The organism is uncultured Methanobrevibacter sp. (assembly GCF_902764455.1).
In the GTDB taxonomy this organism is placed as follows: domain Archaea; phylum Methanobacteriota; class Methanobacteria; order Methanobacteriales; family Methanobacteriaceae; genus Methanocatella.
Genome location: NZ_CACWVY010000016.1, coordinates 38,482 through 54,133, shown reverse-complemented (window position 1 = coordinate 54,133; position 15,652 = coordinate 38,482). Strand labels below are relative to the sequence as shown.

General features: G+C 33.0%; 5 protein-coding genes. 1 reads left to right on the top strand and 4 read right to left on the bottom strand.

Annotation, left to right across the window (positions count from 1 at the left end; genetic code table 11):
* Window positions 1-89 precede the first annotated feature (89 nt).
* Entirely contained in the window at window positions 90-6,944 is a 6,855-nt protein-coding gene (locus QZU75_RS06550) for an Ig-like domain repeat protein (protein WP_296882443.1), read from the bottom strand.
* 428 nt (window positions 6,945-7,372) lie between these two features.
* Between QZU75_RS06550 and QZU75_RS06545 the strand changes: the two genes are divergently transcribed.
* Entirely contained in the window at window positions 7,373-8,392 is a 1,020-nt protein-coding gene (locus QZU75_RS06545; protein ID WP_296882442.1) for a hypothetical protein, read from the top strand.
* 56 nt (window positions 8,393-8,448) lie between these two features.
* Here QZU75_RS06545 and QZU75_RS06540 read toward each other — a convergent pair whose 3' ends face one another.
* The 3 genes from QZU75_RS06540 to QZU75_RS06530 all read right to left on the bottom strand — a co-directional run bounded on the left by QZU75_RS06540 (window position 8,449) and on the right by QZU75_RS06530 (window position 15,608).
* Window positions 8,449-9,918 carry a glycosyltransferase family 39 protein gene (locus QZU75_RS06540; protein WP_296882440.1) on the bottom strand — a complete coding sequence of 490 codons (1,470 nt, stop codon included), beginning with the start codon at window positions 9,916-9,918 and terminating at the stop codon, window positions 8,449-8,451.
* A gap of 135 nt (window positions 9,919-10,053) precedes the next feature.
* A complete protein-coding gene (locus QZU75_RS06535) occupies window positions 10,054-13,353 on the bottom strand; it encodes a hypothetical protein (RefSeq protein ID WP_296882439.1) in 3,300 nt (1,099 codons plus the stop codon).
* 290 nt (window positions 13,354-13,643) lie between these two features.
* Window positions 13,644-15,608 (bottom strand): right-handed parallel beta-helix repeat-containing protein, encoded by a 1,965-nt coding sequence (locus QZU75_RS06530; RefSeq protein WP_296882437.1) that lies wholly within the window; start codon window positions 15,606-15,608, stop codon window positions 13,644-13,646.
* Between the last annotated feature and the right edge of the window lie 44 nt (window positions 15,609-15,652).

Genomic DNA, 15,652 nt, shown 5'->3' with positions numbered 1-15,652 from the left:
GTTCATTGCTGTTGCTTTAAATCATTGATTTTTTTCTAAATTCAGCAATGTCGTAAAAAATAAAAAAAGAAAATAAGTGAATTAATCACTTATTTTTTAACTTTTACAGTTTTCTTAACAGTATCTTTCAAGTAAGTTGCCTGGTAGGTTATTTTTTTACCTACTTTGAGTTTATTCAGCACGGTTTTTGTTATGCTTATTTTTGCAACTCCTTTTTTATCGGTTACTTTTTTATAGGTTTTGCCGTTGAATTTGAAAGTAACTTTCTTTTTGGCAAGGTATTTTCCGTTAACTTTTGCTAAGTTAGCTTGCAATACAAGTTTTTTAGCTGATTTTTTAACGGTTACTGATTTAAGTGTTACAATGTGTTTTACAGTTAGTTTGGCAGAAGCGGATTTATCTAATGCCTTTGCTGTCACAGTGTATGTTTTTGGTATTTGAGTTACTTTGAATTTGGCAATACCGTTTGTGTCTGTATTTACTGTTTTAAATGTTTTTTTATCAACAACAAATGTTACGGGTGTGTTTACAGCTAATTTGCCATCTGTTCCATAAACAGTTGCCTGGAAGTATTTTCCAGCATTATACTGTACGGATGTGGCTTTTACAACAATAACTGGGTCTACTTTAACAGTTCCATTCACGGTTTTTGTAATCGGTGCGTATTTTGCATCACCTGAATAGCTAATTGTTGCAGTGTAGTCTCCTGCCGGGATATCGTCGACTGTTATACTTGCAGAACCGTCTTTGAGTTCTTTTGTATATGTTTTATCGCCGATAGTTACAGTTAAAGTACCTGTTGCATCACTAGGCATGTTTATTGTGAATGTAGGAGTGCTTTCAGAAGTTTTGTTTTCATCTGCAGATGGTGCAAACGGATCTACTTCTGGAGTTATTTGTTTTTGGCTTACTTTGTATTGTGCTGTTTTTTCGGCTTGTGTGAAGTATGCATCTCCTTCGTATTTGACTGTTATTGTGTGGTCTCCTTCAGCCGGTTTTGTGATTGTAAATGTTCCTTTTCCGTTGCTGATGGTAATTTCTGTTCCGTCAACTGTAACTTTTCCGGTTGCATCCTTGTTGATTTCAACATTTACTATGGCATCTTCGCCGATAGTGACATCTTCAACGCTCACTTTCAGTTCAGGATTTCTTAGATTGACAGTTGTGTTTACAGTTTTTGTAATCGGTGCGTATTTTGCATCACCGGAATATTTTATTGTAGCTGTGTAGTCTCCTGGAAGAATATCGTCGACGGTTATACTTGCAGAACCGTCTTTGAGTTCTTGGGTGTATGTTTTATTGGCAATTGTTACTTCGAAAGTTCCTGTTGCGTCACTTGGAAGGTTGATTGTGTATGTCGGACTTTCACTTTCTGTTTCGTTTCCGCTTTGCGGAACAATAGGGTCCTCTTCAGGAGGGAACTCTTTTTTAGAAACTTTGTATTGTGCTGTTTTTTCGTCTTGTGTGAAGTATTTGTCTCCTTCGTATTTGACTGTTATTGTGTGGTTTCCTTCAGCTGGTTTTGTGATTGTGTAAGTTCCTTTTCCTTCAGTGATGCTTATTTCTGTTCCGTCAACTGTAACTTTTCCGGTTGCATCCTTGTTGATTTCGATGTTAACTGTTGCATCATCACCAACATTGACGTCGGACACTTTTACGGTTAATTCAGGATTTGCTTTAGCATATATATTAACTTTTGTGAAGTTTGTTGCATTTTCGTATTTTTCATCTCCTTTATAGGTGACGGAGATTGTGTGTTCTCCGAGTGTTAAGTTGGATATGCTTGTTGTTGCTTTTCCATCTGTTAATGCAATTTCCGCATCATTAATGATTACATTTCCGGTTGCACCTTCAATTAGGACCTCTACACTTAAATCACTTTCTTCAACAATACTTTCATCTGCTTTGATGATTATTGTTGGGATTAGTTTGTTCACGTTAAATTTACTTGTTTTTTGAGCCTTTTTAAATATGTCGTTTCCTGCGAATATGACTTTAATGTCGTAGATTCCTGCACTTAAATCTTCAATGCTTATACTTCCTTCACCGGTAATGACATTAACAGTGTATTCTTTATTGTTGACTGTTACATTGACTGGTGCGGTGAAGTTTTCATTAGCCTGAATGCTTATGACTGCAATATCTCCGACATTTATGTCCTCTGCATTAACGGTTATTTCAGGATTGATCAATTCGGTTTCAGCACCTGATGAGTTTACGGCCATGTCTTCAAAGCCTTCATATTTTTCATCTCCTGAATATGAAATGATTATTTCATCACCGACTGCATCAATTACTGCTTCTCCATTTTCTAATTCTGCACTGAAATAATTACCATTGATTTTAACAATTACAGAACCTGTTGCATCATCGTCAAACTTGATTTTGGTGCTTTCGGTTGTGTTGAATACAGTCACGTCACTTTGCATGTTCAATACGTTGATGCGTATTTGTTTGCCTTCATAAATGGATCCGTATGAGGAAAAATCATAATTCTCGTCTACATAGTTGAATCCAAAGTAGTTTAATCCATGAGGCAGTTCTGATAGAGAAATATTTGCTTTTCCATTGATTACTTTTGTTTTAACTATGCTTTCTTCACTTTCACGGGCATTGACTAGTCCATAATATACTGTAAGGTTTCCGTTGTAGTCATCACCGAATATGAACTGTGCCTGTTTGTCTTCACCGATTGTCATGTTTTGAGGAACTATAACCTCAGGAACTAGGTATACATACGCTTCAGAATCTATGCTGTATTTGTCATTGTTGTATTTGTATTCCATTATATTGAATCCTAAATCGAGTTTGCCGGTTAAATCCACATTGACTTTGCCGTTGACTATTTTTTGTGGGGTTATCGGTTTGTCATTAATGTATACATTCAAATCTCCATTTATGTCATCTGCAAATTCCAATGGAATGATAACTTTGTCGTTAAATGTATTGATACGGCTGTATTCTCCGGTTACTGGTTCTACATATATTGACTCATATTCTGTATATACATCATAGTCATAATCCTCACTATCATATTTTGCTTCAAGCTGGTATTCTCCATATTTTAGGCCGGAAATCACTATCACTGCTTTTCCATTTACCAAATCAGCTTTTTTATACAGTAAATCGTCTATATATACATAAAGTGTACCTGTTGCATCATCAGGCAATGTTAAGCTGACGGTAGTGTTTTCACCATACTTGAGATATGTGTTGCCAACATTTATGGAGTAGTATTGCTCGCTGGCAGGTGTTACTGTAACTTCTGCAGTGTCTATGATGTATTCAGGATATTTCTCATCGCCTAGGTATTTTGCTGTGATTTCATAGTTTCCGACGTTTAAATCAGAAATGATGAATTTTGCAGATGCGTTTGTGACATCTTTGGTGTATGTTTTATTGGCTATTGTTATTTCAATTTTACCTGTTGCATCCTTAAGCATTTCTACTGTTATCTCAGCATTTTCGCCTTCATTTATATAGGAATCTTCAAGGTATACTATTCCTGAGTATATTGTGTTGAATTCACCGCTTTGAACTTTTGAGTGATGATTTTTGTCTCCGGAATAGAGTACTTCGTAGCTGTGTTTTCCATAGCTTAAATTACTTAAATCAACATATACTTCCCGAGCCATTAATTTCATCAGGACAAGTTTATTGTCAATATAAACACTTACATATCCTCCTACATTATCATCTGAACTTATTCTAAGTGAACTTCCGTCAATGCAGTAGTATTCACCGATAACTGCTTCACTTGGAGCATTCACAGTGAGGTAGGTTACATTAAATGATGCGGATCCGGTTTTGCTTGTGTAATATTCAGTACCTGGCCATCTTATCTCAATGACATGGCTTCCGTAATCTAAATCTTTGCCATATAGTGAGAACATATTCTCAGAGTATCTTCTGTAATACTCTCCATCAAGATAAACTTCAATATAGTTGATTCCATCATCTAAATTGGTATCCACAGTTAAAACATCATATTTTAGGATGTTATCTTCTGTATAGACTTTTAATTCAAAATCAGGGTTGTCTTTCATCACGATAGGTTTGTAATTGAGATTTATTGCATCTTTGCCGTCGATGTTAATCACGATTTGGTAGTAGTTAAACGTCCAGTCATAATTATCCTCATCAGTAATGCCGTCAAAAGTAGTTAATTTGACACTTCCAACTCCATTGGTAATATTTGTTCTGTTGACTTCTTTATATGTAGTTCTATAGTCTCCCCACTCATCTTCCTCTTCAACAACATCATTTATAATTAATTCTCCATTGCAGTCCTTTGGAAGTTCGACCCTTATAATGGCACCTTCCTCAATCCAGATATATTCCGGTAGACTGATGTTGAATGCATTATACATGTCGTCAAATCCATTTACATTGTAGTCTTCACTATCATATGTTGCTTCAATATAATATCTGCCGACATCCAAATCATTCAATTTCAAGGTTGCCTTGCCGTTTGTAACGGGTACTGTCTTGTATTCCGCTCCGTCAATTCTGACGACCATATTTCCTGTTGCATCAGCAGGCATGTTTAAAATCAGAGTATCATTTTCCAATATTGGCATAAGATAACCATAAATCGTATAGGTCTTGGTTTTTGCAGGGTAGATTTCATCGCCATCATATGCAAGAATGATTTCATTTAAACCATATTTGATATTGCTTATCTTAAATTCAGTGTAGTCACGTGCTTTTGCGCTGTATTTTTTACCATTGACTGTAATACTTACGGTTCCATTAACGTTTCTAGGTAATGAAGCGGTTAAATCCAAATCAAGACCAGATAATGCCTGATCGTTATTCTCTAAATGCATAATCTCAATTGGGTAGGTAACATCAACTGTGGCCTTTTTAGTTACTTTTGCATGGGTTGCATCACCTGAATAGACAACTTCAAACTCATAACTGCCATAGGCCAAATCATCAACATAGAAGTAATATTCGTCAATTTTTGAGCCGTTGATAAATTTGGATGCATATTCACTTCCATTGATGTATAATGTCAAAGTACCGGTTACGCTTTCATCAAATTCAACCTTGATAAGTTCATCAGATATTATTTCTTGCGGAATGTCGATTGTGATATATGATATATTGAAATAGTATGTTTTGTTGATTGGAATGTAATATCCGTCAGCATCTATATATCTGAATTCAATTTTGTGTTTTCCGTAATCTAAGTTATTTAATTCAATAGTTATGTAATCGTCCTCAAAGTCGTCTTCTTCATATATTCTATTGAATACGTTTTTAAGATAAATTCCGTCGATATATACCTCATATGTTCTTCCAAAGCTATCTTCAACATAGCATCTTAAAGAGTCGGATGCTTTGACTGTGGAGGGTACTTTAATGTTAAAATCACTGTCTCGAGGGTAGTATCTCATTGAGGGATAATATTTTTGTTGATATTCATATTTATCATTTTTAAATTCCAAATTGAAAATGTTAAAGTTTCCATCGTCATATTCATATGATACTCTGTGGAATTTATTTAAAATGAGGGATGCTTTGCCTCCAATTACTTCTGTAGAATTTATTTCTGTTACTCTTTCCATTTCCCAGTCATAAGGGTCAAATTCATAAATTTTAAATGTGCCTTCAATTCCTTCAGGAACTTCAACAGTAATTAAAGCACCTTCATAAAATCCGACTATTTTAGGATATGTGAATTTTGGAATGATTTTGATGTAGTCGGAAACTGATTCAACTTCATAATCCTCTCCGTCATATGACGCTTCAAGGGAATAGTCTCCCAAAGCCAAATTGCTTAAGGAAATATTAAACACTCCATTTTTTCCGAAAACGTTTGCGAAATCTTCATCATCAATTTTTACAACTAAACGACCTTTTGCATCATCAGGAAGCCTTAATGAAATGCAAGCATCTGAATATGCCATTTTCTGTTCGTATTGAATTTTTGCAATTGTATTCACTGTTGCATTGACTGTTTTTGAATAGTATTTTTCATCGCCGTTATATGTAATGGTGAAATTGTTTTCGCCCAGGTTAAAATTGGATATGTCTAAATCAAGACATATTGTGTTTCCATTAAGATATTTTTTGTCAGCTTTTGCAGTGAATTGCTTGCCGTTCACGTTAACTGTAACATTTCCTTTTGCATCTTTCGGCAAGTAAATTTCCAATGTTGCATTATTTCCATATTGAATTTCATCTTCAGTTATATAATACATTAAGGAATAATCAACATCAAATGTTTGACTAACTGTTAATGGTTTGAATTCTTTGTATCCGGAGTATATTACTTTACATGTATGATTATCAAAGGAAAGTCCAGTTAAACTAATATGTTTCACGCTTTCATCCTCACCATCATATAATTCTCCTTCAAAGTATTTTTCATCGTCAATTAAAACTGTTATTGTTCCTCTGGCATAACGGGAATATATTACTGAAATGTAATCCAGATTTCCAAAAGTCACATGTTCTGGAATTTTAATGGAAACTGGGACGATGTTTATTGTTCCGTTCATTGTAAATGGATTATATCTGCCGCTGTCATCATTTATATTAATTTTCCAGTTATACTCTCCGTAATCTAAACTGCTAAAATAAATACCGTAAGCAGTATTGTAACAATATTCAGAATAAATGGTGGTATCATTTGCTGTTACGGTTACGAAGCCGCTAAATTCAGGGGCTATACGAAAATCAACACCATCATTATCGTAGTCCAAATCTTTTACATAATTTTCAGGAATCACGTTTGAACTTAAATTAATGTCTTCCTTTTCATTTATATCATCATCACCAAGGAGGTTATCTTCAGCAATGATGCTTTCATCATCAACACTCAATCCGACAGGATCTTGTGTTTCGTTAACTGTTAGGTCTGCCGCACTAACAGCACCTACCGTTAGAATTGCAAGTAACATCAACGTTACGAGCATCACCTTTTTATATTTCATAATATCACATATTTTTTATATTATATATCCAAATAAGATTTAAGTTGAATACAATTTAATTTTTTTTGATTATGATATAAATAATTTTATAAAAAAATTCAAAAATCATGCTTTATTTTTTAAAAATAGGTTTAATTTTGCCTATTTTAAATTTTATAAGCGTTTAAAATTAGTATATTATTTTAAAAATTGTTTTAATTTAGTTTAAAAATAGTTCACTATTTAAAATTCGGATTTTTTTTATTCGTTAGGTGTGAATTTTTAATTAAAAAAATGTTTTATATTGTTTTATTTTTTTAATCTAAACTCAATTTTGCAATATATATTTAATATATGGAAGTAAATATTGTTATATGCTTAAAGAAAGCTTTAAATACTTTAAAATTAAATATTATATTGTTTGAATCATTTTTTAGGAGTTGAAAAATATGGGTAAAAAAATCACTGACACTTCTTTACCTGATGTTTGGGCCTGTGAAGATACTATTTTCAATATTTGCATGGATGAAATAAATGAATTTCCACAGTATTTAACAAATATTGATGATATTCAAGGCAGATTTCCTAAAAAACATTTATCTGAGGCTTATAACAATCTTGAAGTTGATTTTGTCAGAAAAAGAAAGGACGGAAGTCTGGTTAACATTGAACATCATTCTTATATTACAAAACCTCTGCTTGCAAGAGATTTCGGATATTTGACTCTTCTTCATAGTGCTTCAAATAGGATTGTACATCCATATATTTTTAATACTGGCAGAATACCAAATTTCACAGTTGAATATGCTAATCCCACATCATTCTATAATCCGATTTGGATTAACACTCAAGAAATTGAACTTTCAGTAAAACTTAATAATATCAAACACAAAATATCAAATCAGGAACAGTTGAATGTCTTTGATGTATGTGATTTAATATGGATGCCAAAGTTCAGAAGCGATGATGCAATAGAGAATATTATTGTGGATTTGGTTGAAATATATAATGATATTATTGTTGATGAGAGGCTATTGGGTATTCTAAGGAAATGTCTGATGCTGTGGGCAGGGAAATTTGTCAAAAGTGATGAAAATATTAAAAAAGTAATTGGAGGATTGAATATGTCTGCAATGGAAACAGATGAAATGGTTCGTAAAGTGATGAAAACAATCCGTATTGAAGGGGAATTGTTCAGATCTCATGAAAATGGTTTAAAGGAAGGTCTTGAGGAAGGTAAGGAGATTGGTCATGCTAATGGTCTTGAGGAAGGTAAGGAGATTGGTCATGCTAGTGGTCTTGAGGAAGGTAAGGAGATTGGTCATGCTAGTGGTCTTGAGGAAGGGCGCAGTGATACCGAACGTAAATTCATTTTAAAACTTCTTGAGAAATATTCGCCCCGTGAGATTTCACGTGATTATGACGTGCCTCTGGAACGTGTAATGGAGATTAAAAACGAAAATAAATAAAATTTAATTTTTGGAGATGGTTTAAAAAGAAAAAATAAAGGATGTTAATCCTTATTTTAATTATTTTTTGTTATTTTTATGAACTTACAGTTGTGGATTTTGTTGTCTGTTTTCATTTTGTATCCGTCAACATGGTCTACGGTTCCTCTATGGTCCCTTATAAGATATAATGTTTTTCCGGGGTGTTTGTCTAAATCCTTAGGAACTTTAAAGAGGGTGTCGTTAAGTCCAAGTGTTTTTACATAGGCTTCATCATGTGTTTCATTATTCAGTTCATAGTTGACGTAATATGTTGCATTGTCAAGATTGTCATGGAATCTCATGTACTTCTGCATACCGTCATAGACAATGATTGAATTGTTGTTGTTTATGCTTTCAAGATATTCCAGATCCTTGACCATGGTGTCGTGGAGCTCATGAACTTCCTGCATTTGATATGCAATGTTTGCAGCTCCGACAATAAGAACCAGTACTGTAAGTATGATTGTAAGCTTTTTAACATTTAATTTTGATATGTATATGCTTATTACAATCCACACCATTGCTGATGCCGGCATGACATATCTTACAATCATGATAGGCTTGTATACAAATGATGCGACGGCTCCGGCAATGATTGTAAGGGCAAATGCCAGAATTCCAATCAGATAATATTCATTTTCAACGTCCATATTTTTAAGGTAATCTTTAAGAATCAATATGGTAAATGCTAATAGCAGAACTGACCCTGCAATTGAAACTGCAAGTGAAGGATAAAATGTAATGTAGCTTCCAAAACAGTCCACAACCAGTTTCAGGCTGGCAGGTTCAATCCAGTAGCCGCTTTTGACACTTCTCATTTGCCTTAGGAGTGTCAGTGCCCATGGAGCGTATAGTATTATGCCAATTATTACTGAAATAAACCAGTTTTTAATTGCATCCCTGTTTCTGATTATCACATAAACGAAAAGCAGGAAATAAAGTGCAACAAATGCGACTGCAGCAAAGTAGTGTGTATACGCGCCAAGAACTGCAAAGACTGAAACTATAATCCATGATTTGAGGTCATTTTCCTCCAGAATTGGTTTGACATAAAGAAATGCCGCAAAGATAAACAGTATTGCCCAGCTGTACATTCTTGCTGTGAGATAGTGGTTGAAGTATGCACTCATTGTCAGAAGTGAAAATGCAGCAAGTCCTCCAGCCAGTGTTCCGTAATCCTTTCTTAGTTTTGTAAGACATAAAATGAAAATAATCACATATGGGATTATGGAAGCTATTTTCATTGACAAAATCAAATCAGCATTAAACACGCCCAGCACGCTTACAACAGCATTCAAAATCAGATAGTACAGCGGCGGATGCACGTCAATTGCAGTGATTGAAATTTGCTGTGTAATCGGCAGACTCAGCAAACCTTTCGTAAACCAGCCGTCAACGGTCAGGAAGGGGTATCTGACCGCTACATATAATGTATATCCCAGAACTATGAATGCAAGGACATACATCAATTTCCCTAAAAAATCTTCATTAGCCTTAAAATTCATATAACTCTCAACTCTCTTTTTTATATATTTTTTAATTTGTTGGGCGGAGTATAAATAAATTGTTCAAAAATATTTAGGCATACTAAAATTTGTTGATGGTTTTAAAAAAGAAAGGTAAATAAGGGCGGTGAATCCTTATTTTAAAACTTTAACTGTTTTTTTAATGGTGTCTTTCAGGTATGTTGCCTGGTAGGTTATTTTTTTGCCGACTTTGAGTTTGCTTAAAACAGATTTGTTGATGGTTACTTTGGCTATTCCTTTAGAGTTTGTTTTAGTTTTGTATGTTTTTTCGTTGAATTTGAAAGTTAGTGTTTTTCCTTTCAATACTTTTTTGCTTTTAAGGGTTGCCTGGAGGACTAATTTTTTAGCAGACTTTTTAACTTTAACAGATTTAACAGTCAGCACCTGTTTAACGGTTAACTTTTTGGAGATTTTAGCATTTTTATAAGTTGCAATCAGAGTGTATTTTCCGGGTGTGACCTTATCTGATATTTTAAGCTTTGCAACTCCATTTTTATCTGTTTTTACCTTAAATTTGTTTTTGCCTATTTTGAAAGTTACTGTTTGGCCTTTTTTAACTTCTTTTCCATAAATTTTAGCTACTTTTAAGCTATATGCTGTTCCGTCATTGTAGTACATATTTATTTTTTCACTTGCAGTGTCTTGTATGTTTAATTTTAGATTATAAGTATCTAAAATAGAATTGTAGTAACCTAGGTCTTCGTCATATTCATCTTGGGTATATATGAATGTGACTGGAACTCCATTTCTTACAGGCAGTGTGGATAGTGAGAATTTTGCGGTTCCGTTGATTATTTTTGAATAAATAGGTTTGAACTTACCAAACATTCCGATAACCTTATTGTCATATCCTGGGGTGTATATTGTCAAGGTTTTCTTATCGCCATAGATCATTTTTGTTGGATGTACTACTTTTGGAGACCAGTAGGTTTTGAAACTTTTATAAATGGTATTTCCACCGTTAATTTTTATAGCTAATTTAATGCTGTAGGTTTTATTAAGAATTTTTGTAGGAATGCTTATTTGCGCTTTGCCTTTGCTTAAACTAAAACTTTTATATGTTCCAATAATGGTTTCGTCAAGCTCATCACCATATCTTCCATAGAAATCGACCAATGTTTTATAAACTGTTACGGTTCCTTTAACGTTGCCATTTAAATTTATGTCCATAATCAATGTTGTATCATCACTTAGAGTGATGGTGGGAGGATAGCTATTCAAATTACTGTTGAGTTCTTGTGAATTAGTATCTTTTAACTCTATTTTCGGATAGGAATAGCTGAGAATAGTGAATGTTTTCTTGATTGATTTTAGTACTTTATTCTCGCTGTTTTTGTAATCAACACGTATGCTATGTTTGCCTGCAGCCAATTTGCTTAAATCAATTTTTCCGTATTTCAAAGATCCTGTGTATTTTTTGTTATCTATTAATACATTTACATGCTTTAAAAAAGAATCTTCATTATATTCAATATAAGCCGCTTTTGTTGTATCCTTATAGAAGTATTCCTCGCATGTTATGTCAAAGTATGGTAAATTATCAAGTTTAAATACTTTTGTTTTGCTTATATTTTTTCCTTGGTATGTTACATTAATATTCCATACTCCCTCCTTCAAATTTAATGGATATGAAAAAGAAGTTTTATTTGCAATATTTACTTTCTTTGTAGTGTTATTGATTTTTACTGTTAGAATTCCGCTTTCACCTTCAGGCAGTTCAAGTCTTACCATATCATCGTCAAGTGCTATATTGGCTCCTGAATGAATTTTTCCATCAAATGGTTTTGAAAATGTCACTGTTTTACTTTTTGCAATGTAGTCATCATTTCCAGAATGTCTAACTGTTAATGTATGTGTCCCATTAGCTAATTTGGAGTAATAATCTCCTAAATTTTTGTATGCTTCTTCCCGTGACTCCCAGTCGTAATATGCATAATCATAATGTGTGTATTGTGCACATTTTTCCCCGTCAATGTAATATGTTTCTGTTACTCCAAATTCGTAAGGGGTTGTGACAATTATGTATAAATAAGGTTCACTGAGAGTTGTATCCAGATAAAAACTGAATTCCATATCCCAATCCTTTTTTGTCACATTGATTATGCTAATGTTTTCATATGTTTCATTTTTGAAGTATTCGCCGTAGTCTCCGACATAGGTTATTTCAAAATCATGTGTTCCATTCATGACCATATTCAAAGGAACTGATGCTTTGCCATTTGACAAATCGGAAGTAAAGTAGTCTTCGTCTACTTTAACTTTTAAAGTTCCTTTAGCATTTTCAGACATTATTAATTCCACATTTGCATCGCTTTGATATTTATCAGAATCTGCATATGTAAAATGCAATGCAGGTATGACGGTAATGTTTTTGATAATTGTCTTTTCATAATACTTGTCGTCTTTATAGGTAATGTAAATGTAGTTTTGTCCTATATTAAAATTGGTTATAGTTACGCTTGCTTTACCGTTTTTTGTGGGGGTCATGTAGGTTTTATTGTTTACAATGACTGTTATGTTGGATTTTGCATCTTCTGGCAATTCAATGTTTATTATGTTTTCATCTATTGGGAGTTTTCCCTCATCGTCACTAAGATATGCATATAAACTGTAAGTTCGGTTAAATGTACCATGCTTGTGGATTGATTCGAAATTATACTTTCCAGTATAGTAAATGTCGTATGCGTGGTTGCCATAAGTCAGATTTTCTAAATCAATATATTCATAACCAGTAAATTTCTCGTCGTGTATTGTTTTATTGTCAAGCAATATTTTTAAATTTCCAGTTGCATCATATGATTCAACACAAATGCGACATGTGCTTTCATATTCATTTTCGTCTTCAGGGACATAAAACCGCATATATGTGTAGTTAAAATATCTTATTTCATCGAAATCATTGAAGAGAGAATCTCCACTGTATTTAAATTCCGCCTTATGTAATCCATATTCCAATTCTAATTCGTCTAAAAAGTAAATGTTCCATAGACAATATGAATTTTTATAGTCTGCACTTTCCCATGAATATGTATCTGAACCATAATCTATTGCAGGGTTTGTCTTAAACTTTAAATTATCATCAATATAAACTTCCAGCTGTCCATTTAAAAATTCTCTATCATACATTTCTATGTTGAATTCACCTTCAAATCGTGATCCTCTTAAATATTCGCCATCAACATAAATCATATAGCTAGCATTAAGTTTTTCACCAGATGGGGTGTTTTCAGTTATTTGAGTAGGTTCTTCTTGAATGTTATTTGTGTTTAAAGAATTGTTGTCTTCAATTGTTTGTGCAATAGGCACATCAATGTTATCTGCTTTTAGTTCATTTGATGTAGTGTTATCTGTTGCACAAGCTGCTCCTATCGTTAGCATTATTAATAAAATGCTTAAAAAAAATATTTTTTTCATATGAAAATCTCCTATAGTAATATATTTTTTATACATTAGTATATACAATTTATGGGAAATTAAAATATAATTTATTATTAGTTTTAAAAAAGAAGGTATGGGAAGTTAATCTCACTTTTAAGAAATGTTATTCAATTATTAATATGAAAACTATTGTTAATCCAGAAGCAGTAAAAATGTTTTCTCACGGTTTCTATCTTTCATATATAAGTAGATTACAATATAATGAAAAGTGATTGATGGCAATTTGCATCATATCTAAAAAAATTTATAATAAGGATGCTTAGTCCTTATTTTCTAACTTTAACAGTTTTTTTGACGATGTCTTTCAGGTATGTTGCCTGATAGGTTATTTTCTTACCTACTTTAAGTTTGCTTAGAACTGATTGGGGCACGGTTACTTTTGCTACACCTTTTGAGTTTGTTTTTGCCGGGAATGTTTTACCGTTGAATTTAAAAGTAATCTGTTTGTTTTTAAGATATTTGCCGTTGACTTTAGCCAATGCTGCCTCCAATGTTATTTTTTTGGCTGATTTTTTAACTTTAACTGCTTTTAGAATCACAATGTGTTTTACAGTTAGTGTTTTTGTCACTGTTTTACCAAGGGATGTTATACTTAACTTATATCTTCCAGGTTTTTGGTCAATTTTAAACTTTGCAATACCGTTGTCTTTGGTATATACTGTTTTAAAGGATTTGCCGTTTAGTTTAAGTATGATTTTAGTGTATTTTGCAGAAACTTTGGTATTTTTGTAAACTTTTATGGAGTATATTTCAGTATATGTAATTTTTGTATTCGCTGCACTAATTGCAGGACTATATTTGCTGTAGATTTCAGGTTTGGTATTTTTGCTAAAAGTACATTTGGAAACGCTTGCTCCGTAAACTGCACTGCCGTATTTGTCTGCAATATTGTTTTTAAAATCGGTTTCGATAATTTTTAAATTGATGTTTTTATCACTATATACTGCGCCGCCATTTACTGCATGGGATGATGTAAAATTTGAATTTTCAATTCTGCCGTTTTTACCGCTCCAATATATGGCTCCTCCAACAATCGCATTGGAATTTATAAAACTGCATCCAATCACTTTGGCGTAATATGAATCGTCACCCACATAAACTGAACCTCCATAGTTGGCCTTACAGTTTATAAAACTGCAATTTCTAATTATTGCTTTTTCAAAGGAAAAATAGCTGCACCATTTAGATTCATAATAATCATAAAAGTATATTGCACCGCCATTTTTTGCCTGACAGTTAGTAAAAATACAGTTTTCGATGATTCCATTTTCATTGCTGTCGTAAAATATGATGGCTCCTCCGTCATCACCTGAATAGCAATTTGTAAAACTGCATTTATTCACTGTACAGTTATAACATCCTTTATAATAACCATATCCTCCGTCACTTATTGAATAACCCCTAGAAAAGTAAATTGCACTATTTCTGCAATTTATAAATGTACAATTGTTAGTAAAACAATTGCTGCAGTATAAATATTCAATTCCTATTCCTTTTGAGTCTATAAAGCGGCTGTTATTAACAATACACTTGCTGCAATCATCATAGGAAATTACACTTTCTCCATTTTTTGAACATTTTATAAAGCTGGTGTTATTAATGTAGTTGTTATCTCCATTGCTGGAAACTGCACTTCCTCTGTATTTTGCCAGGCAATTTATGAAGCTGCAGTTGTTTATGATATTATCGCATGATTCGTAACTGAAATGAATTGTTCCACTTTCACTAACACAGTCAATAAAGCTGCAATTGTTGATGGTACAGTTTTTCACATCATAATTAAAATAAATTGCACCTCCTTCATCCCAGCTGTAATAGTCCTTTTCAGGATAGAGATATTGTCCATTTTTAAAAACAATATTTTTCAAAATCACGTCTGATGAGTGGATATCAAATATTCTGGATACTTTGTTTGCATTTAATGTGTGTCCCTTTCCGTCAATGGTCATGGCTTTTGAGATGCATATTCCTTCTTTTGAAATTTCTCCTTCATTTACATAATCTTCATCCAATTCTAAAGTATCATTTTCTTGTGTGTTTTTAATAAGTTCTGATAAGTCTGTGAATGTTGCGCTATGATTTTCTGTTAAGATTTCATTGGATTCATTAACTATGCAGATACTTGCATCTGCACTAACTGTCAGTTCATCAGAAGTTATATCATCACCTGCCCAGACAGCACCTATTGTTAAAATAAGCAGCAGGGATATTATTAAAATCTTTTTTTTCATAATTTTACCTTTTATTTAAAAAATAATGGTGGAGATGTTAATCC